The 20,153-nt window shown below is 63.5% G+C and carries 17 protein-coding genes; 9 read left to right on the top strand and 8 right to left on the bottom strand.

Annotated features, from left to right (window positions below):
* Positions 1-238: 238 nt before the first annotated feature.
* The 5 genes from CIT25_RS21650 to CIT25_RS21630 all read right to left on the bottom strand — a co-directional run bounded on the left by CIT25_RS21650 (position 239) and on the right by CIT25_RS21630 (position 5,810).
* Positions 239-484: a MoaD/ThiS family protein gene (locus tag CIT25_RS21650; protein ID WP_095486524.1), complete on the bottom strand. Its 246-nt coding sequence runs from the start codon at positions 482-484 to the stop codon at positions 239-241.
* On the bottom strand, positions 484-2,748 hold the full coding sequence (locus tag CIT25_RS21645; protein ID WP_095486523.1) for a xanthine dehydrogenase family protein molybdopterin-binding subunit: 2,265 nt from the start codon (positions 2,746-2,748) through the stop codon (positions 484-486). The genes CIT25_RS21650 and CIT25_RS21645 overlap by 1 nt, the downstream gene beginning before the upstream one ends.
* 2 nt (positions 2,749-2,750) lie before the next feature.
* Positions 2,751-3,227 (bottom strand): (2Fe-2S)-binding protein, encoded by a 477-nt coding sequence (locus tag CIT25_RS21640; protein WP_095486624.1) that lies wholly within the window; start codon positions 3,225-3,227, stop codon positions 2,751-2,753.
* Positions 3,227-4,087 (bottom strand): FAD binding domain-containing protein, encoded by an 861-nt coding sequence (locus tag CIT25_RS21635; RefSeq protein WP_095486522.1) that lies wholly within the window; start codon positions 4,085-4,087, stop codon positions 3,227-3,229. Before CIT25_RS21635 ends, CIT25_RS21640 begins: the two co-directional genes overlap by 1 nt.
* Positions 4,088-4,265: 178 nt before the next feature.
* A complete protein-coding gene (locus CIT25_RS21630) occupies positions 4,266-5,810 on the bottom strand; it encodes a helicase HerA-like C-terminal domain-containing protein (protein ID WP_095486521.1) in 1,545 nt (514 codons plus the stop codon).
* A 262-nt stretch (positions 5,811-6,072) separates the two neighbouring features.
* Between CIT25_RS21630 and CIT25_RS21625 the strand changes: the two genes are divergently transcribed.
* The 4 genes from CIT25_RS21625 to CIT25_RS21610 all read left to right on the top strand — a co-directional run bounded on the left by CIT25_RS21625 (position 6,073) and on the right by CIT25_RS21610 (position 10,315).
* Entirely contained in the window at positions 6,073-7,515 is a 1,443-nt protein-coding gene (locus CIT25_RS21625; RefSeq protein WP_095486520.1) for a methylmalonyl-CoA mutase subunit beta, read from the top strand.
* Positions 7,512-9,635, top strand: a complete 2,124-nt coding sequence (gene scpA / locus CIT25_RS21620; protein ID WP_095486519.1) for a methylmalonyl-CoA mutase — start codon at positions 7,512-7,514, stop codon at positions 9,633-9,635. Before CIT25_RS21625 ends, scpA begins: the two co-directional genes overlap by 4 nt.
* A 72-nt stretch (positions 9,636-9,707) precedes the next feature.
* Positions 9,708-9,929, top strand: a complete 222-nt coding sequence (locus CIT25_RS21615) for an AbrB/MazE/SpoVT family DNA-binding domain-containing protein (RefSeq protein ID WP_095486518.1) — start codon at positions 9,708-9,710, stop codon at positions 9,927-9,929.
* The gene (locus CIT25_RS21610) at positions 9,926-10,315 is read left to right on the top strand and encodes a type II toxin-antitoxin system death-on-curing family toxin (protein ID WP_095486517.1); all 390 of its coding nucleotides are present in this window, start codon (positions 9,926-9,928) and stop codon (positions 10,313-10,315) included. The genes CIT25_RS21615 and CIT25_RS21610 overlap by 4 nt, the downstream gene beginning before the upstream one ends.
* Here CIT25_RS21610 and CIT25_RS21605 read toward each other — a convergent pair.
* Positions 10,312-10,785 (bottom strand): GreA/GreB family elongation factor, encoded by a 474-nt coding sequence (locus CIT25_RS21605; RefSeq protein WP_095486516.1) that lies wholly within the window; start codon positions 10,783-10,785, stop codon positions 10,312-10,314. The two genes, CIT25_RS21610 and CIT25_RS21605, sit on opposite strands and share 4 nt — an antisense overlap.
* A gap of 119 nt (positions 10,786-10,904) precedes the next feature.
* Here CIT25_RS21605 and CIT25_RS21600 point away from each other — a divergent pair, with 119 nt between their 5' ends.
* Positions 10,905-12,281 (top strand): TIGR03808 family TAT-translocated repetitive protein, encoded by a 1,377-nt coding sequence (locus tag CIT25_RS21600; RefSeq protein WP_095486623.1) that lies wholly within the window; start codon positions 10,905-10,907, stop codon positions 12,279-12,281.
* A gap of 9 nt (positions 12,282-12,290) precedes the next feature.
* On the opposite strand, the gene CIT25_RS21595 is transcribed toward CIT25_RS21600, so the two are convergent.
* Positions 12,291-13,295 (bottom strand): asparaginase, encoded by a 1,005-nt coding sequence (locus CIT25_RS21595; RefSeq protein WP_095486515.1) that lies wholly within the window; start codon positions 13,293-13,295, stop codon positions 12,291-12,293.
* A gap of 130 nt (positions 13,296-13,425) precedes the next feature.
* Positions 13,426-14,592: an acetyl-CoA acetyltransferase gene (locus tag CIT25_RS21590; protein WP_095486622.1), complete on the bottom strand. Its 1,167-nt coding sequence runs from the start codon at positions 14,590-14,592 to the stop codon at positions 13,426-13,428.
* A gap of 225 nt (positions 14,593-14,817) precedes the next feature.
* On the opposite strand from CIT25_RS21590, the gene betI reads away from it, so the two are divergent.
* From betI to betB, 4 genes are read left to right on the top strand one after another with little or no spacing between them, the layout of a single operon-like run.
* Positions 14,818-15,408, top strand: coding sequence for a choline-binding transcriptional repressor BetI (gene betI / locus CIT25_RS21585; RefSeq protein ID WP_095486514.1), 591 nt, complete (start codon positions 14,818-14,820; stop codon positions 15,406-15,408).
* A complete protein-coding gene (betC, locus tag CIT25_RS21580; protein ID WP_095486513.1) occupies positions 15,405-16,934 on the top strand; it encodes a choline-sulfatase in 1,530 nt (509 codons plus the stop codon). The genes betI and betC overlap by 4 nt, the downstream gene beginning before the upstream one ends.
* 45 nt (positions 16,935-16,979) lie before the next feature.
* Positions 16,980-18,632, top strand: a complete 1,653-nt coding sequence (betA, locus tag CIT25_RS21575; protein WP_095486512.1) for a choline dehydrogenase — start codon at positions 16,980-16,982, stop codon at positions 18,630-18,632.
* Positions 18,633-18,682: 50 nt separating this feature from the next.
* Positions 18,683-20,146, top strand: coding sequence for a betaine-aldehyde dehydrogenase (betB, locus tag CIT25_RS21570; RefSeq protein ID WP_095486511.1), 1,464 nt, complete (start codon positions 18,683-18,685; stop codon positions 20,144-20,146).
* Positions 20,147-20,153 lie beyond the last annotated feature (7 nt).

The raw sequence follows: 20,153 nt of genomic DNA, 5'->3' as shown, positions 1-20,153 counted from the left end.
GGCGCTACCGCGTCCAGTTGCGCAAATGCGCTATGGCTGCTCAGGTTCGGACCACGTCGAGGCCCGCGGAAGGCTGAAGGTCCGCTTCCAAGAAATCAAGCCTCAAAGCTGCCAATCCTGCTTCGGCCCAGAAGCAGTCATCAAAAAGGAGCCGAACTCGCCGGCTGAACTGGCCAAGAACTCTCGTGAATAACCGAGGTTTCTCGAGCCTACATGGCAGGTCAACACGGTTGTCCAGTCATCCTCCGGCAAGACGCGGCAGCAGGAAAATTTCAGCACCTTCTGGCAATTCCTTCGACCAGGTATCGCGATAGATCGTCCCGTCTATGGCGACGGCAATGCCGCGATCGATCAAGGGCTCCAGGCCGGGATACTGTTCAGCCAGCTTCCTGAACAGCTCCCTTATGTCCTTTGCTTCGATGTCGACCTTGTTCTTGCCTCCGGCGGCCGCGCCAAGCGATCCCCAGAGCGTCACTTCAACCATCAGCCTGCCCGTTCGGCCTCGATCGCCGCCAGGATGCGCGGCGGCGACATCGGGATATGCGTCATCCGCACGCCCGCGGCGTTCGACACCGCATTGGCGATCGCCGCCAGCGGCGGCACGATCGATGTCTCGCCGACGCCGCGCACCCCGTAAGGGTGGTTGGGGTTGGGGATCTCGAGGATCTGCGTGTCGATCATCGGCAGGTCCGAGCAGACCGGGATGCGGTAGTCGAGGAAGCCAGCATTCTGAAGCCGCCCGTCCTTGCCGTAGATATACTCCTCGTTGAGCGCCCAGCCGATGCCTTGCGCGGCGCCCCCCTGGTACTGTCCCTCCACATAGGTCGGGTGCACCGCCTTGCCGGCGTCCTGGACGACGGTGTAGCGCAGCACCTTCGTGGCGCCGGTCTCGGGATCGACCTCGATATCGCAGATATGGGTGGCGAAGGAGACGCCCGCGCCATCGGCGACGAGTTCGCTGTGGCCGGCAATCGGCCCTCCAGTTTTGCCCGACTCGGCCGCGATCTCCTTCAGCGACAGTTTTCCGAGGTTGCCGTGCTTCTCGCCCTTGGCGACCGCATGGCCCTGTTCCCAGGCCACGTCGTCGACGGAAATGTCCCACATCTGCGCGGCGCGTTCCCGCAGGACCTTGATCGCGTTGCGGGCGGCCGAGATCGTCGCCATAGAGGACGAGAAGGTGCCCCGACTGCCGTCCGTCATATCATTGTAACCGAGGCTGGAAGTATCGGCGACCACCGCCTTGACCTGCTCATAGGCGATGCCAAGTTCTTCCGCGGCCACCAGCGACAGCGAAGCGCGCGAGCCGCCGACGTCAACGGTTCCGACGGCAAGCGAGACCGAGCCGTCCATGCCGATGTTGAGGTCCGTACAGGTCTGGCCGCCGAAGTTGAACCAGAAGCCGCAAGCCATGCCGCGGCCCTGGTTCTTGCCGAGCGGAGCCTTCATGTGCGGGTGGTTCTTCGCCGCTTCGAGCGTCGGGCCGATGCCGATCGGGCCATATACCGGGCCGTAGGACGATCTGGTGCCCTCCTGCGCGGCGTTTCTGATCCGGAATTCGACCGGGTCCATGTCGATCTCCTTGGCCAGTTCGTCGATTGCGCTCTCCACCGCGAAGGCAGCCATCGGCGCTGACGGCGCGCGATAGGCGGCGGTCTTCGGCCGGTTGACCAGAACTTCATAGCCGACCGTCTTGACGTTCTCGAGCCTGTAGCAGGCAAACGCGGTCATGGCACCGATCTCGGCCCACATGCCGGCATAGGGGCCGCAGGAATAGCGCAAGGTCGCCTCGGCTGCGGTGATCGTGCCGTCCTTGCGGGCACCGATCTTGACGTCGATCGAGGTGGCACTTGTCGGCCCAGAGGCGCGGAACACCTCGTCGCGCGTCATGACCAACTTAACCGGCCGGCCAGCCTTGCGCGACAGCGCCAGCGCCACCGGCTCGGCCCAGACATGAGTCTTGCCGCCGAAACCGCCGCCGATCTCCGACGAGGTGACGCGCAGCTTCGAGGCTTCCATGCCAAGCAACTGGGCGCAATGCTGGCGATAGACGAAATGCCCTTGCGTGCAGACCCAGAGGTCGGCGGTCCCGTCGGAGCTGACATTGGCCACGCAGGCATGCGGCTCGATATAGCCCTGATGCGTCTGCTCGGTCTTGAAGGAACGTTCGACGACGAAATCGGCCTGGCCGAAACCCTCATGGATGTCGCCATGGCCATACTGGGTGCGCTTGGTGACGTTGGAAGGCTTGACGGGCTTCTCCTCAAGGCCCTCGGTGAAGATCGCGTCGTTGAGCAGGGGTGCCGTGTGCTTCATCGCCTCGTCGACATCGGTCACATGCGGCAGCACCTCATAGTCGACCTCGATCAGCTTCAGCGCTTGCCTCGCTATGCGGGCGTCGACCGCTGCGACCGCGGCCACCGCATGGCCGTCATAGAGCGCCTTCTTGCGCGCCATGCAGTTGTCGAGGATGTCGTACATGGCGGCATCGCCATCGGTGAGGTCAGGCAGGTCGGCGGCGGTGATCACCGCCTTGACGCCGGGGAGCTTCTCCGCCTTCGACGTGTCGATCTTCCTGATCGTGGCGTGGGCGTGCGGGCTTCTCAGAACACGCCCGACCAGCTGGCCGGCCATGTTGAAATCCGCGCCGTAGCGGGCGCGGCCCGTCACCTTGTCGACGCCGTCGGGACGGATGGGGCGAGTGCCGACGGATGTGAAATTGCGTCCCGAATAACGCGGATCGAAATTCATCGTCAGGCTCCCTTCATCACGCTGGCGGCGTCCTGGACGGCGCGCACGATCTTGTCATAGCCGGTGCAGCGGCAGAGATTCCCGGCGAGGCCAAAGCGGATTTCCTCCTCGGTCGGGTCGGGGTTCTTGGCCAAAAGGTCCTTGGCCGCAATCAGGAAGCCCGGCGTGCAGATGCCGCATTGCAGTGCTGCGTGTTCGAGGAACTTCTGCTGCAGCGGATGCAGCCTGTCGCCATGCGCCATGCCTTCGACGGTCTCGACGCGCCGGCCCTCGGCCTCCGCGCCAAGCACCAGGCACGAGCACACCAGCCGGTCGTCGAGGATGATGCTGCAGGCGCCGCAGTCGCCGGTGCCGCAGCCTTCCTTGGCACCGGTCAGGCCGAGGCGGTCGCGCAGCACATCGAGCAGCGTCTCGTCCGGTTGGCAAAGGTATTCGAAATTGTCGCCGTTGATTGTCGTTGAGACTGCTACGCCGGCCATCATTTGCCTCCTGCACGTGCATAGGCGGTCATGGCGGCCCGCCTGGCCAGCACACCCGCAACTTTTCTTCTGAATTCGACGGTGCCGCGCTTGTCGTCGATCGGACGGCAGGCCCCCGCGCAGACCTTGGCGAGCCGCTCAAGTGCTGCTTCGTCCATCTTCCTGCCGATGAGGGCCTCGGCGGCCTCCTCGACCAGCAGCACCGTCGCGGCCACGGCGCCCAGGGCCACGCGGGCCGCCTTGACGACACCTTGCTCATCAAGCGTCAGGTTCACGCCGGCGCTGACCACGGCGATGTCCATCTCCGTGCGTGGAATGAAACGCAGATAGGCATCGCCGGAGCGCGGCGCGCGCCTGTCGAGCAGGATCGCCTCGATGATCTCTCCCTTGGCGAGCGACGTCTTGCCCGGCCCGGTCGGCACGGTTTCCACTGGGATTGTGCGCTTGCCTCCGGGCCCGATAACCAACGCCCTGGCGTGGGCGGCCACCAGCGCCGGCACGCTATCGGCGGCCGGCGAGGCGTTGCAGAGATTGCCGACGATGGTGCAGCGCCCCTGTACCTGCTTGGAGCCGATCAGCTTAGCCGCTTCGACGACGCCAGGCCATGCTGTCTTCAGGGCCGCGTTCTCTCCCAATGCAGCGCAGGGGACCGCGGCACCAATGCTGAAGCCCTCCGCCGTTTCCCTGATTTCGCTGAGCCCATCGATCGCCTTGATGTCGACGATCAGCTCGGGTTCGATGAAGCCGCCTTTCATCCTCACCAGCAGGTCGCTGCCTCCGGCGAGAATGGCGGCTGTGCCGGACGAGCCGGTCAACTGGCCAACGGCGTCTTCGATTGAAAGCGGACGTATGTAACGCATCGTCTCCCCTTGGTTATCGCAATCTCATCAACCGTTATAAGGAGTCTCCTCACAATGGCCACCCGGTTCTGCATTTGCGGCAATTCAGCTAGGGCCAACCTGAAATGACGTGTGCCGTGACGGGATTTTTCAGACTCGGCGCGCCCGGCCGATTCCCACCTTTTTGGGTCCGATGCTCTCACCGCCCCCTGGCGAGACTCCCCAGAATGCCGCGCACGATCGCCCGGCCCACGGACGAGCCGACGGAACGAACCACCGATTTGATCGCCGCCTCCGCCACCGTCTGGCGATTGGACGGTCTGGGTGCCGATGTACGCCTGCTGCCGGTGGTCTGGGGCGGGGGGCTGTCATTGTCGAAGCCTGGAATGGTCCAGCGTGAGCGGCCGCTCTCCTGCTGCTGCGCCTCTGCGTCCAGAGCGTCCTTGGCTTTTTTCTGCAGCATCTCGAAAGCCGATTCGCGATCGATGGTCTGGTCGTACTGCCCCGCAACCGGGCTCTCAGTGATCAGCTTGCGGCGCTCGTCAGGCGTGATCGGACCAAGTCGTGACGACGGCGGGCGAACCAGCGTCCGTTGGACCATCGAAGGAGCGCCCTTCGCTTCCAGCGTCGAGACCAACGCCTCGCCAGTGCCGAGCTGTGTGATCACGGTCGCGCAGTCGAAGTCGGGATTGGGCCTGAACGTCTCGGCGGCCGTCCTCACCGCCTTCTGCTCCCGCGGCGTGTAGGCGCGAAGCGCGTGCTGCACCCGGTTGCCGAGCTGGGCCAGAACCGTTTCAGGGATATCCAGCGGATTCTGGGTGACGAAGTAAACGCCGACGCCCTTCGAGCGGATCAGGCGGACCACCTGCTCGACCCGGTCGATCAGCACCTTCGGCGCATCGTCGAACAGAAGGTGCGCCTCGTCGAAGAAGAAGACCAGCTTTGGCTTGTCGGGGTCGCCGACTTCAGGCAGTTCCTCGAACAGCTCCGACATCAGCCACAAAAGGAATGTCGCATAGAGCCGGGGATTCGCCATCAGCTTGTCGGCGGCCAGCACGCTGATGGCGCCGCGCCCGTCGCGGGTGGTGCGCATGATGTCGGCGATCCGCAGTGCCGGTTCGCCGAAGAAATTCGTCGCCCCCTGCTGCTCCAGGACCAGCAAGGTGCGCTGGATAGCGCCGACCGAAGGCTTGGTGACATTGCCGTAGCGAGCTCCGATTTCTTGGGCGCGATCGGCAATGTTGGCAAGAAGTGCTTGCAGGTCCTTCAGGTCCAGCAGCAACAGGCCTTCTTCGTCGGCGATACGGAAGGCGATGTTCATGATGCCTTCCTGCGCCTCGGAGAGGTTCATCAGCCGCGACAGAAGCAGCGGCCCCATTTCCGAGACGGTGGCGCGTATCGGATGGCCCTGCTCGCCGAACAGATCCCAGAAGATGACCGGAAACTCCTGGAATTCATAAGGATCGAGCTTGACCTGCTCGGCGCGCTTGACCAGAAAATCCTGTGCCGTGCCCATCATGGCGATACCGGACAGGTCGCCCTTGATGTCGGCGCAGAAGACCGGCACGCCGGCATTGGAGAAACCTTCCGCCAGAATCTGCAAGGTCACGGTCTTGCCGGTGCCGGTCGCACCGGTGACCAGGCCGTGGCGATTGCCATACTGAAGCAGCAGATTTTCGGCGCGCTGGTAGCTGTCATCAGGCTTGCGGCTGGCCCCTATGAAAATACTGGTGTCGTCAGCCATGTGTCGGGTCTCCGCAAACCTGAAGTGTTGAACGCCCTGATCTATTGAAAGTAACCGGGCTCGCCGCAGGTATAATGACGCCATTGCGCAGCGACAATGGCCATGGTCGAAATTGAGTTTTTTTGGAGCTTGCGGATTTTGCGCATGTTTGGCAATCGGTTGACGGTTCACTGTCGCAGGAAGCGTGTTGCATTGTGATCTGCGACTGGGAACCGTAGACTGACGTTCCAGGCCGATGCGGCCGATAAGACGAGGAGAGCGGATGGGCGCCGGTGCCTTGAACCATGATGCCGAACTTCCGAACCCTGACCGGCAGCGGTGGCTGGCCCTTGCGGAAAAAGCCCTGGCCGGCGGAACCTTCGAGGAAAAGCTCGTGTCCCATACGGACGATGCGATCCGCATCGAGCCGCTCTATGATCGTTCGGTCACCGCAGAGCCTCTCGCGCGGGCAAATCCGAGATCGCCGTGGATCGTCAGCCAGCGTATCGACGATCCGGATATCGGCCGCGCCAAAGCCCAGGCCCTGGAAGACGTCGCACAGGGCGCCACCGGATTGTCGCTTGTCTTCGAAGGCGCGCCGAATGCGTTCGGCTATGGCCTGCCGAGGACTGCCGAGGCGCTGGAGACCGTGCTGGACGGTGTGCCGCTCAATCGCACCCAGGTCCGCATCGACGCCCATCCCTGGAGCCGCGCCGTGGCCGACTGGCTGGTTGCGTTCTTGAGCAAGCGCCGGTCAGATCCGGCAAAGCTCAACCTTTCATTCGGCATCGATCCGGCGGCGATATTTGCCGGAACCGGCCGGTTGCGCATGTCGATCGAAGCCCTGCAGGCGTCGATGCCGCAGTCCCTGGCGCATTTTTTCTCGATGGGCGTGCCCGGGGTTCTGCTGGAGGCAGACGGGCGCGTCTTCCACAATGCCGGCGCCACCGAAGCGCAGGAGCTGGGCACCATGATGGCTTCGGCGGTCTCCTATCTCCGGATGTTCGAGGAGGCGCGCCAGCCGCTTGTCTATGCGGCGCCCCATATCGGCTTTGCGCTGAGCGTCGACCAGGACCAGTTCGTGTCGATGGCCAAGGTCAGGGCCCTGCGCAGGCTGTGGGCGCGTGTTCAGGAGGCATGCTCGATCTCCGCCTCCACCGCCAACATCCATGCCGAGACGTCGTTCCGCATGATGACTTCGGCGGACCCAGAGACCAATATCTTGCGCAGTACCATTGCCGGTTTTGCCGCCGCGGCCGGCGGGGCGGATTCGATCTCCATCCTGCCGCATACGATAGCGCATGGCCTGCCGGCGGGCTTTGCCCGCCGTGTCGCCCGCAATACGCAACTGATCATGGCCAACGAAAGCCATATTGATCATGTCGTCGACCCTGCTTGCGGTTCGGGCGCCGTCGAAGCACTGACCGCCGAACTCTGCGAAGCGGCCTGGGAAGAATTCCAGCGGATCGAGGCGGAAGGTGGCGTGCTGTCCAGCCTGCAGCAAGGACACATCCAGAAACGGGTTCAGGCCGCCTCCGCCCGCCGCAATGCTGCCTATCAGGCGGGCGAGCGGGCCATCATCGGCACGACGCATCACCCGTCGAAGACCGAACGTCCGGTCGAGACGCTGGCGGCAGAGCCGCGACCCGCCTTCACGGAAGGCGTGGCGGTGTGCGAGCCGCTGTTTCCGATCCGCATCGATCAATCGATCGGAATAGCAACATGATCCCGGATTTCAGCCAAGTCGGCTGGTCGACGCCGCGCCGGGCGCCGGTCGAGGTCAAGGGCCAACGGATGACGCCGGAAGGTCTGGCCATCAAGCATCTGTATAACCAGGGCGACCTCAAGGGATTGCCGCATCTCGACACTTATCCGGGCCTGCCGCCATTCGTGCGCGGCCCCTACCCGACCATGTATGTCCAGCAGCCCTGGACGATCCGGCAATATGCCGGCTTCTCGACGGCGGAAGAGTCGAATGCTTTTTACCGGCGCAACCTTGCGGCCGGCCAGAAGGGACTGTCGGTCGCTTTCGACCTCGCCACGCATCGCGGCTACGACAGCGATCATCCGCGTGTTGCCGGCGATGTCGGCATGGCCGGCGTCGCCATCGATTCCATCCTCGACATGCGCCAGCTCTTCGACGGCATCCCGCTTGATGAAATGACGGTGTCGATGACGATGAACGGCGCGGTGCTGCCGATCATGGCGCTCTACATCGTGGCGGCGGAAGAACAGGGGGTTGCGCAGAAGGATCTCGCCGGGACCATTCAGAACGACATCCTGAAAGAGTTCATGGTGCGCAACACCTACATCTATCCGCCAAAGCCTTCGATGCGGATCGTGTCCGACATTTTTTCCTACACTTCGCAGCACATGCCGAAGTTCAATTCGATTTCGATCTCCGGCTATCACATGCAGGAGGCAGGAGCGACCGCCGACCTCGAGCTCGCCTATACGATCGCCGACGGCATCGAATATGCCCGCGCCGGCGTCGCCGCCGGTCTCGATATCGACCGCTTCGCGCCGCGCCTTTCGTTCTTCTGGGCGATCGGCATGAATTTCTTCATGGAGGTCGCCAAGTTGAGGGCAGCCCGCCTTTTGTGGTCGAGCCTGATGCTGAAGAACTTCTTGCCGAAGGACGAGCGCTCGCTGTCGCTGCGCACCCATTGCCAGACTTCGGGCTGGTCGCTGACGGCGCAGGACCCTTACAACAACATCGTCCGCACCATGATCGAGGCAATGGCGGCGACGCAGGGTCTTACGCAATCGCTGCACACCAACGCCTTCGACGAGGCGATGGCGCTGCCGACGGATCATTCGGCTCGCATCGCCCGCAACACCCAGCTGATCCTGCAAAAGGAATCCGGCACCACCCGTATCATCGACCCGTGGGGCGGCTCTGCCTATCTCGAACGGCTGACGCATGATCTGGCGGCGCGCGCGCTTGCCCATATCGAAGAGATCGAGAGCCTGGGCGGCATGGCCGCTGCAACCGAAAAAGGCATACCCAAGCTGCGTATCGAAGAGGCCGCCGCGCGCACGCAGGCACGGATCGATTCCGGTGAGCAGATACTGGTTGGCGTCAACGCCCACCGCCCCGGGACTGATATCGAGGTCGACGTGCTGAAGATCGACAATGCCGAAGTCAGGGCTCGGCAATTGTCGAAGCTGCAAAGGCTGAAAGGCACGCGCGACGTCGGCGCTGTCGAGAGCGCGCTGGATGCGCTGAGCCGCGCTGCGGAGGGCGGCGAAAATCTGCTGGAGTTCGCCATCCGCGCCGCGCGCGCCAACGCCACGGTCGGGGAGATTTCGCTGGCGCTGGAAAAGGTCTTCGGCCGCCATGTCGCCTCGGTCCAGACGATCTCCGGCATCTACCGCAAGGCGCTTGGCGACAATCCGGTGGTCGACCGGCTGCAGGACAAGATCGTGGCGTTCGAGGAGAAATCCGGCGGCAAGCCGCGCATTCTCGTGGCCAAAATGGGACAGGACGGCCATGACCGCGGCCAGAAGGTCATCGCCACCGCCTTTGCCGATCTCGGCTTCGACGTCACCGTCGGGCCGATGTTCCAGACGCCGGAAGAGATCGCGAGGCTCGCGGCCGAGCATGACGTGCATATCGTCGGCGCCTCCTCGCTGGCAGCGGGGCACCTGACGCTCATTCCCGAACTCAAGGGTGCGCTGAAGAAGCTCGGGCGCGACGGCATGCTGATCGTCGCCGGCGGCGTCATCCCGCCGCAGGATTACGATGCCGTGTTGCAGGCGGGTGCCGCGGAAATCTTCCCGCCGGGCACAGTCATCCCTGAAGCGGCGGAACGGCTGATCGATCGGCTGCTGCAAGTCGGCTGAGCCTGTTATAATATCCGTTGTAACGGAGAGCAGGTCGCGTTATAATATGTGTTGCAACAAGGGTGCAGCGCTATGAACACGACCATCCGCAAGATCGGCAATTCCGAAGGGGTGATCCTGCCGAGGGAGCTTCTCGATCGTCTGAACCTGAAGGCTGGCGACCAGCTTCAAATCGTTGAAACAGGTGACGGCCTTGCGCTGAAGCCGGTGGACGATAACTTCGAGCGGCAAATGAAAGCTGCCCGCGAGGTGATGGACAAATACAAGGTCGCGCTTCAGAAGCTCGCCGAATGAGCTTGCAATTCCTGAGCCGGCGCGCCGTGGAAGCGATGCACGCGGAGCAGCTGCGCCGGCATGGTGGCGCGCAGCGTTTGAGAGACGAGAATGCTCTTGAATCGACGCTCGCCCGCGCCGAGAACAAGACGAACTACGGTGATCCATCGATCGAGGATTTGGCTGCGGCCTATATCTTCGGCATCGCCAGAAATCATGCCTTTGTCGACGGCAACAAGCGCACGGCCATCGTCGCCGCCAGCGCGTTCCTAATTGTCAACGGCTATACGCTGACGGCCGACAACGGCACGGTCTACGAATTCGTCATGGGCGTTGCCGCCGGCGAGATCGACGAGGCCGGCGCGGCGGCATTCTTCCGCGACCATGTCATCAAGGTCGAGGACTAATTGTCGGAGAGCTTGACGATCTCCCATTCCTTGCCGTTCACCACGGCAATTTCGCCGATCCTCTTGCCGTACAAGGCCAGGGCCATCGGTGAAACATGTGAAATTGTGCCCTTGGCCGGATCGGCCTCATCCTCGCCGACGATCTTCCAGTGTACCTTCCTGCCGTCATCGCCTTCCAGCGTGACGCCCATGCCAAAGCGAACCAGGTCGCTGCCCGGTTCCGGTAGGGAAAGCTCGGCGCTTTCACGCCGCGCGGTCCAGTAGCGCAGGTCGCGCGATATGAGCGCGATGCGCTCGCGGTCGGCCCTCTTCTCCGCCCTGCCCAAATCATCGCGCAGGGCAGCCAGTTCGGAGTCGATCATCGCCAGGCCGCGTTCCGTCACCAGATTGCGGTGATGGCTGATCGGCCGCTCGCCGATGCCGGCAATGGCGTTTTCGCTATCCTCTTCGCGCGTGAAGGCTCTGCTCATTAATCGAACTTATGCCTCGCGCGGCGACTTCACAAGCCATTGCCGCAAACCGGGCCGGGGCCGATCCGGCCTGGCACGATTCCTGCGGTGCGATGGCCGAACGCTGGGAAACTGTGCCGATGTTGAACAGACGAAAATTGCTTACGCAGACCGCCGGCTTTGCCGTCATGGGCCTCTCGCTCGGCAAGGCAGCGGCGGCCAGCCTGCCCGCCGTCGACAATGCCTCGATGCGCGGCTCGATCAACGCTGCCGACCTCGGCGTGCGGCCCGGCGCACTTGACGACCAGAGCAAGGCCTTCACCAGGCTGCTGCGCGACGCAAGCGATCGCGACATGCCGGTGTTCCTGCCGCCGGGAACCTATGTCCTATCCAACCTTTCGCTGCCTAGCCGTATCAGACTTTCCGGGGTGCCGGGTGCATCGCGGATCGTCTATGGCGGCAACGGCCATCTGCTCATGGCGGAACAGGCCGAGCACATCGAATTCACCGGGCTGGTGTTCGACGGCACCAACCGCTGGATGGGCGACTACGCGCAAGGACTGCTCGACCTGCGCCGCGTCGCTCACCTCGTCATCGACAATTGCCAGATATCAGGCAGCGGCAAGAACGGCCTGGCGATCGAGCACGCTTCGGGCCGCATCGAGCGCTCGGAAATATCAGGCGCTGCCGACGCCGGCATCTATTCGGTCGAAGCCACCGGCTTGGCGATATCAGGCAACACTGTGTCCGACTGCGCCAATGGCGGCATCCTCGTGCACCGCTGGCAAGCGGCCGAGGACGGCACGATCGTCAGCGGCAACCGCGTCGAGCGTATTCAGGCGCGTAGCGGCGGAACCGGCCAGAACGGCAACGGCATCAATGCGTTCCGCGCCGGCAACGTCATCATCTCGGGCAATATCGTCTCGGACTGCGCGTTTTCGGCGATCCGCGCCAACAGCGCCAGCAATCTGCACATCACCGGCAACACCTGCTCGCGGTCGGGCGAGACCGCCGTGTATTCCGAATTCTCGTTCGAGGGGGCGATCCTCAGCAACAACATCGTCGACGGCGCCGCCAACGGCATCTCGATCGTCAATTTCAACGAAGGCGGCCGTATGGGCGTATGTTCAGGAAACATCGTGCGCAATCTCTCGACCAGCGGCCCCTATCCTGCCGATCCGCCCGGTTTCGGCATCGGTATCAACGTCGAGGCCGATACCACCGTCTCCGGCAACGTCGTCGAGAATGCGCCGCTCTACGGCATGCACATCGGCTGGGGGCCGTTCATGCGCAATGTGGTCGCTACCGCAAACGTCATCCGCAAGGCCGGAACCGGCATCGCCGTCACCGTGGTCGAGGGCGCCGGAACGGCGGTCATCTCCGACAATGTCATCGACGGCGCCCAAAACGGCGCGATCGTCGGCCACCGCTGGGCCGAGCCGGTGACCGGCGACCTCGCCTCATCAGGCAATGCCGGCTATGCGCATCTGACCATCGAGCGCAATCAGGTGAGCTGAATGCCGTTCTCAGCTCAATGCGGCGGTGGGCCTGACAGCGCCAACCTTGGCGCCAACCCGGCTTTGGATGGGTGGATTTGCCTGCTCGATCAGCTTCGCCGCCAGCGCCCTGTCGGCGTGCAAAAGCCTAGCCATGCATGCCGCGACCATGACTTCCGCCGCGCGGCCAGCGCCATCATCGCATTTCAACGCCACGCCAAGGCCAAGCTCGGGCAAAGCCGCGCAATAGACGCCTTCGGCCCCTCCCTTCACAAAAATCCGGCCGGGTGCGGCCTCCATCAGCGCAACATCAGCCCTGCCCGTGCCGGCGACCAGAAAGGGCTCGGCCATGCAGGCGCAAAGCAGCCGCTTTGCCGCCTTGGCGCGCACGGGTTCAAAGCCGACGCCGGTCGCCATGCGGGCAAAGCCGAGCGCGAAGCTGCGTAGCGGCACGGCATAGGTCGGGATCGAGCAGCCGTCGGTGCCGCAATGATCGATGTCATGGGCGGCCCCGGTCACCGCTTGCATCGCATCGCGCACCATCTCCTGCGAGGCATGGCCTGATTTGACATAGCCGCGATGGGCGATACCGGCGTGAACGCAGGTGCAGAGGAAGCCCGCATGCTTGCCTGAGCAATTGTTGTGCAGCGCGTTTGGCAAGGTGCCGGCGCTGGCCAGCGCAACCGTCGCATCATGGCTGGACGGCCAATGCGCGCCGCATTCCAGCGCCGCCTCGTCCAGTCCGGCTTTCGCCAGCATCGCCCGCGCCAGTTCGACATGCGCCGGCTCGCCGGAATGCGAGGCGCAGGCAAGCGCCAGTTCGCGGTCGCCGAAGCCAAACGCGTCGGCGGCGCCGCTTTCGACCAGCGGCAGCGCCTGGATAGCCTTGACCGCTGAGCGCGGAAATACCGGGCGGGCCGTATCGCCGATTTCCCAGACCGAGTTGCCGTCGGCATCGAAAACCGCAACGGCGCCACGATGCGCGCTCTCGACCACAGCGCCGCGCAAAACTTCGACCAGAACCGGATTTGTCATGATTTCCCCGCTAACGCATGACCTCGAAAATCGGAATCGATTTTCGAAAAGGATCACGCGTAAAATCAAAGTGTTACAGCGTCCTTTGCGCGCCCTAACGGGGCGCGGGGCGCTGTAATGCGGGCCGCTTTTATCTGATCCGGTCGAGAATGGAAACGTAGTTGGCGACTGCGGCGCCGCCCATGTTGAAGATGCCGCCGAGCTTGGCGCCCGGCACCTGGATGCCGCCGGCTTCGCCGACGAGCTGCATGGCGCTCAGCACGTGCATCGACACGCCGGTAGCGCCGATTGGATGACCCTTGGCCTTCAGCCCGCCGGACGGATTGACCGGCAGCCGGCCGTCCTTCGCCGTCTCGCCATCCAGCGCCAGTTTCGCGCCCTCACCCGGTTTCGCCAGGCCCATCGCCTCATATTCGATCAGCTCGGCGATGGTGAAGCAGTCATGCGTCTCGACGAAGGACAGATCGTCGAGCGTCACGCCCGCCTTCTTCAGCGCCTGGTTCCAGGCATGCTCGCAGCCTTCGAAGGCAAGGATGTCGCGCTTCGACATTGGCAGGAAATCCTGCACATGCTCGTTGGCACGGAAGGCGACCGCGCGGCGCATCTTCAACGCCGTCGCCGTGTCGGCAAGGACAAGGGCTGCGGCGCCGTCCGAGACCAGCGAACAGTCGGTACGCTTCAGGGGACCGGCAACGAATGGGTTCTTCTCGCTCTCGTGCCGGCAGAACTCATAGCCGAAATCCTTGCGCATCTGCGCATAGGGATTGTCGACGCCGTTCTTGTGGTTCTTGGTGGCGATCATCGCCAGCGCGTCCGACTGGTCGCCATAGCGCTGGAAATAGGCTTGCGCGATCTTGCCGAAAACGCCGGCGAATCCTGCCGGCGTGTCGCCCTCCTCGGGCAGATACGAGGCCCTGAGAAGGTTCCTGCCGATCTCTGGGCCGGGCGTTGTCGTCATCTGCTCGGCGCCGACCACGAGCACGATACGGGCCGCATTGGCGTCGATGGCGCGGATGCCTTGCCTGACCGCCGCCGAACCAGTCGCGCAAGCGTTCTCGACGCGGGTTGCCGGCTTGAAGCGCAGCCGGTCGTCGGCCTGCAGGACCAGGCTTGCGGTGAAATCCTGCGCGGAAAAGCCGGCATTGAAGTGGCCAAGCACGATCTCGTCGACCTCGTCCGGACCGATGCCGGCATGATCGAGCGCTTCGGTTGCGATCTTGGTGATCAGACTCTCCAGCGTCTCGCCTTCGAGCTTGCCGAAGCGCGAATGCGCCCAGCCGACGATGCATGCTGTCATGGCAATCTCCATCCTGCAGGCCCGGGCTACGCGATGTCACGGCGCGCCTCAGCATTGTTCAAGCATGAACCGTTCCGCCGACTTCGTGAAGGGGCCAGAACCACACAATCGCTTGATCTTGATATCTGGTCATAGCGCCTGACCTTTGCCACAAAATCAGGCTGGATTTTTGTTGATTGATCCGTCAATAAAAAATAATCTTGTCGCAACAGGGCCGGAGCAAGAATGCCGAAAGTCGGAATGGAGCCGTTGCGCCGCAGGGCGCTCATCGACGCGACGATCTCAGCGATCGGCGAGCGCGGCTCGCTTGATGTGACGATGTCGGAAATCGCCGGGCGCGCCGGCGTGTCCTCGGCGCTTGCCCATCACTATTTCGGCGCCAAGGACGAACTTTTGCTGGCAACGATGCGGCATATCCTGGCCGAGCTGACCGCCGACATGCGGCGCGCGCTTCGATCGGCCAGCACGGCACGCGAGCGCGTCTCGGCGGTGGTCGCCGTCAATTTCTCCGACGCCCAGTTCCAGCCGGAGACGATTGCGGCCTGGCTCGCCTTCTATGTCGAGGCGCAGAAATCGGCAGCACTTCGCCGCCTGCTTAAGGTCTATGCGAGGCGCCTGCATTCCAATCTGTTGAGCGGGCTGACCGGCATCCTGCCGAGAAGCGAAGCCGACCGTGTCGCCGAGGCGACCGCTGCGCTGATCGACGGGCTGTATATCAGGCGCGCGCTGAAGGACGGCGTGCCCAATGCCGCGACTGCGATCGCACTGATCGAGGATTATCTCGAAACGAAACTAAGCCGGCGGAGCGCGCAGTGACGTCCAAGCGACCCAATTTTCTGATCGTCATGGTCGATCAGCTCAACGGCACATTGTTCCCGGATGGGCCAGCGGACTTCCTGCACGCGCCGCATCTGAAGCTACTGGCGGCGCACGCGACGCGCTTCAAGAATAACTACACCGCCTCGCCGCTCTGCGCACCGGGCCGGGCAGCGTTCATGAGCGGCCAGTTGCCGTCACGCACCGAGGTCTATGACAACGCTGCCGAATTCGTCTCGTCGATCCCGACCTATGCGCATCATCTGCGCGCCGCCGGCTACCATACTTGCCTGTCCGGCAAGATGCATTTCGTCGGGCCGGACCAGTTGCACGGCTTCGAGGAGCGGCTGACCACCGACATCTATCCGGCCGATTTCGGCTGGACGCCGGACTATCGCAAGCCCGGTGAACGGATCGACTGGTGGTATCACAATCTCGGCTCGGTGGCCGGTGCCGGTGTCGCCGAGATCACCAACCAGATGGAATATGACGACGAGGTCGCTTTCCACGCGGTGCAGAAGCTCTATGATTTCGCTCGCGTCTCCGACGACGCTTCGCGCCGGCCGTGGTGCCTGACGGTTTCCTTCACCCATCCGCACGACCCCTATGTCGCCCGGCGGCGCTATTGGGATCTCTACGAGGACTGCCCGGCGCTTGAGCCCGAGGTGGGCTTCATTCCCTACGACAGGCAGGATCCGCATTCGCAGCGGCTCTACCGGGCCAGCGACTATGACAGCTTCAAGATCACGCCGGAGCAGATCCGCCGTGCGCGGCGCGGCTATTTCGCCAACATCTCCTATCTCGACGACAAGGTCGGCGAATTGCTGTCGGTGCTGCAACGCACGCGAATGCTCGACGATACGATCATCCTGTTCTGCTCGGATCACGGCGACATGCTCGGCGAGCGCGGCCTGTGGTTCAAGATGTGCTTTTTCGAAGGCTCGGCGCGGGTGCCGCTGATGATCGCCGGCAAGGGCATACACGCCAAGCTGATCGAGACCCCAGTCTCCAATCTCGATGTCACGCCGACGCTTTGCGACCTCGCCGGCATCGACATGAGCGCGATTGCGCCATGGACCGACGGCCAGTCGCTGCTGCCGCTGCTCGACGGTAAGGAACGCACTGCGCCGGTGCTGATGGAGTATGCTGCCGAAGGCTCCAACGCGCCGATGGTGGCGATCCGCGAGGGCCGCTACAAATTCATCCATTGCGAGATCGATCCGCCGCAACTGTTTGATCTTGAATCGGATCCGCTCGAGCTGACCAATCTCGCCGCCGACCCGGCACATGCCGCTTTGATTGCTGGTTTCACCGAAAAGGTCCGGGCGCGCTGGGACATGGCGGCCTTCGACGCCGCCGTGCGCACCAGCCAGGCGCGCCGCTGGGTGGTCTACCCGGCGCTGCGCAACGGCACTCACTACCCCTGGGAATTCCAGCCGCTGCAGAAAGCTTCGGAACGCTACATGCGCAACCACATGAACCTTGACCTGCTCGAAGAGCAGAAGCGCTTTCCGCGAGGCGAATGATGGCACTTGTTCCCTCGCTCGCTGATTTCATGGCGCATATGAACCATGCTTGAGGCGGATTTCGTCATCATCGGCTCCGGCTCGGCCGGCTCGGCCATGGCCTACCGCCTGTCGGAGGATGGCAAGCATTCGGTGATCGTCATCGAGTTCGGCGGCAGCGATGTCGGGCCGCTGATCCAGATGCCGTCGGCGCTGTCGATCCCACTCAACATGAGCCTCTACGACTGGGGCTTTGCCAGCGAGCCGGAGCCGCATCTCGGCGGCCGCGTGCTGGCGACGCCGCGCGGCAAGGTCATCGGCGGCTCGTCCTCGATCAATGGCATGGTCTATGTACGCGGCCACGCCCGCGATTTCGACCATTGGGCCGAACAGGGCGCGGCTGGCTGGGGGTTTGCCGACGTGCTCCCCTACTTCAAGCGCATGGAGGACAGCAACGGCGGCGAGAATGGCTGGCGCGGCCACGGCGGCCCGCTGTCGGTGCAGCGCGGCTCAAGGACGAACCCACTCTACGGCGCCTTCGTCGAGGCAGGCCGTCAGGCCGGCTTCGAGCTGACCGACGACTATAACGGCGCGAAGCAGGAAGGCTTTGGGCCAATGGAACAGACCATTCGCGGCGGCCGCCGCTGGTCGGCGGCGAGCGCCTATCTCAGGCCGGCGCTGAGGCGAAAAAATGTTAGCCTTATCAAGGGTTTCGCCCGGCGGGTGATCATCGAGAATCAACGCGCCACCGGTGTCGAGATCGAAACGCGCAAACGGATCCAGGTGATCAAGGCGCGACGTGAAGTGATCGTTGCCGCCTCCTCGATCAATTCGCCCAAGATCCTTATGCTGTCCGGCATCGGTCCGGCCGAACATCTCAGGGAATACGGCATTCCGGTGGTCGCCGACCGGCCCGGCGTCGGCCGCAATCTGCAGGACCATATGGAACTCTATATCCAGCAGGAATCGACGCAGCCGATCACGTTGAATTCGGTGCTGAACCCGTTCTCGAAGGCGCTAATCGGCGCGCAATGGCTGTTCTTTAAGTCGGGTCTTGGCGCAACCAACCATTTCGAGGCGGCCGCCTTCGTGCGCTCGCGCGCCGGTGTCGACTATCCCGACATCCAGTATCATTTCATCCCGGCGGCGGTTCGCTATGACGGCAAGGCAGCGGCGAAGGCGCACGGTTTCCAGGCGCATGTCGGGCCGATGCGATCGAAGTCGCGCGGTTCTGTCACGCTGCGTTCGCCCGATCCCAGATCGAAGCCGGTGATCCGCTTCAACTACATGTCACATCCGGACGACTGGACCGAGTTCCGCCACTGCGTCCGGCTGACGCGCGAGATCTTCGGCCAGCCGGCATTCGATCTCTATCGCGGCGAGGAGCTCTCGCCGGGCCCGCATGTGCAGTCGGACGACGATCTCGACGCCTTCATCCGCGAGCACGCCGAGAGCGCCTACCACCCTTGCGGCACCTGCAGGATAGGTCGCGCCGATGATCCGATGAGCGTCGTCGATCCGGAATGCCGTGTCATCGGCGTCGAAGGGCTGCGGGTCGCCGATTCCTCGATCTTCCCGCGCGTCACCAACGGCAATCTCAACGCGCCGTCGATCATGACCGGCGAAAAGGCCGCCGACCACATTCTTGGCCGCACGCCGCTGGCGCCGTCCAACCAGGAACCATGGATCAATCCGCGCTGGCAGGTGTCAGACAGATAGGCCATGATCCGGCGGACTGTCCGCTCTGCGAAGACGATTGGAGAACAGCTATGCGCGCCCAGCCAACGGCATCGCACTATGTCAACGGACGCTACATCGACGACGAGCAGGGTGCGCCACTGCCGGTCATCTATCCGGCAACCGGCGAAACCATCGCGATGCTGCGTTCGGCGACGCCGAACGTGCTGGAACTCGCGATCGAAGCGGCGCGTGCAGCCCAACCGGCCTGGTCGCGGTTGAAGCCGGTCGAGCGCGGACGCATCCTGCGCCGCGCCGCCGACATCTTGCGCGCGCGCAACGCCGACCTGGCGCGCATCGAGACGCTTGATACCGGCAAGGCGATCCAGGAGACGCTGGTGGCGGATGCGCCGTCGGCAGCCGACTGCCTCGAATATTTCGGTGGCGCGGTCGCTGCCTATAATGGCGAGGCCTTCGATCTCGGCGGACCCTTTGCCTATACGAGGCGCGAAGCGCTGGGCGTCTGTGTCGGCATCGGCGCCTGGAACTATCCGATCCAGATCGCCGGTTGGAAATCGGCACCCGCACTCGCCATGGGCAACGCCATGGTGTTCAAGCCGTCTGAGAACACGCCATTATCGGCGCTGGCGCTCGCCGAAATCTATACCGAGGCCGGTCTGCCCGACGGGCTGTTCAACGTCGTGCAAGGCTATGGCGATGTCGGCGCCGGCCTCGTCGGCCACGATGTCGTCGCCAAGGTCTCGGTAACCGGCTCGGTACCGACCGGCCGCAAGGTGCTGTCGCTCGCCGGTTCGAAGATGAAGCATGCCACCATGGAGCTTGGCGGCAAGTCGCCGCTGATCGTCTTCGACGATGCCGATCTCGAAAACGCCATTGGCGGCGCCATGCTTGGCAATTTCTATTCGACCGGCCAGATCTGCTCCAACGGCACGCGGGTCTTCGTGCAGAAGGGCATCCACGACCGTTTCGTCGAACGGCTGGTCGAGCGGACGAAGAAGATCCGCATCGGCGATCCGCTCGACCCGGAAACGCAGATGGGGCCGCTTGTCTCCAAGGCCCAGCACGAGAAGGTTATCGGCTATATCGAGGCCGGCAAGCAGGATGGCGCCATGCTTGCTTGCGGCGGCAACGTACCTTCGCTACAGGGCTTCCAGGGCGGCTTCTTCGTCGAGCCGACGGTCTTCACCGGCGTCACCGACACCATGCGCATCGCGCGCGAGGAGATTTTCGGGCCGGTGATGAGCGTGCTCAAATTCGACGGCGAGGACGAGGTGATCGACCGGGCCAACGATACCGAGTTCGGCCTTGCCGCGGGTGTGTTCACGCGCGACCTGCCGCGCGCCCACCGCGTTATCGCCGAGCTGCAGGCCGGGACCTGCTGGATCAACGCCTACAATCTGACGCCGGTCGAAATTCCGTTCGGCGGCTTCAAGCAGTCCGGTATCGGACGCGAGAATTCGCTTGCCGCGCTGGCGCTCTATTCGCAGCTGAAGTCGGTCTATGTCGAGACCGGGGATGTGGCGAGCCCGTATTGAGGCTCGC

It is taken from the genome of Mesorhizobium mediterraneum (assembly GCF_002284565.1).
GTDB classification, from domain to species: Bacteria; Pseudomonadota; Alphaproteobacteria; order Rhizobiales; family Rhizobiaceae; genus Mesorhizobium; species Mesorhizobium mediterraneum.
Note: the sequence above shows the minus strand (reverse complement) of the source record. Positions and strands in the feature narration are given on the sequence as shown.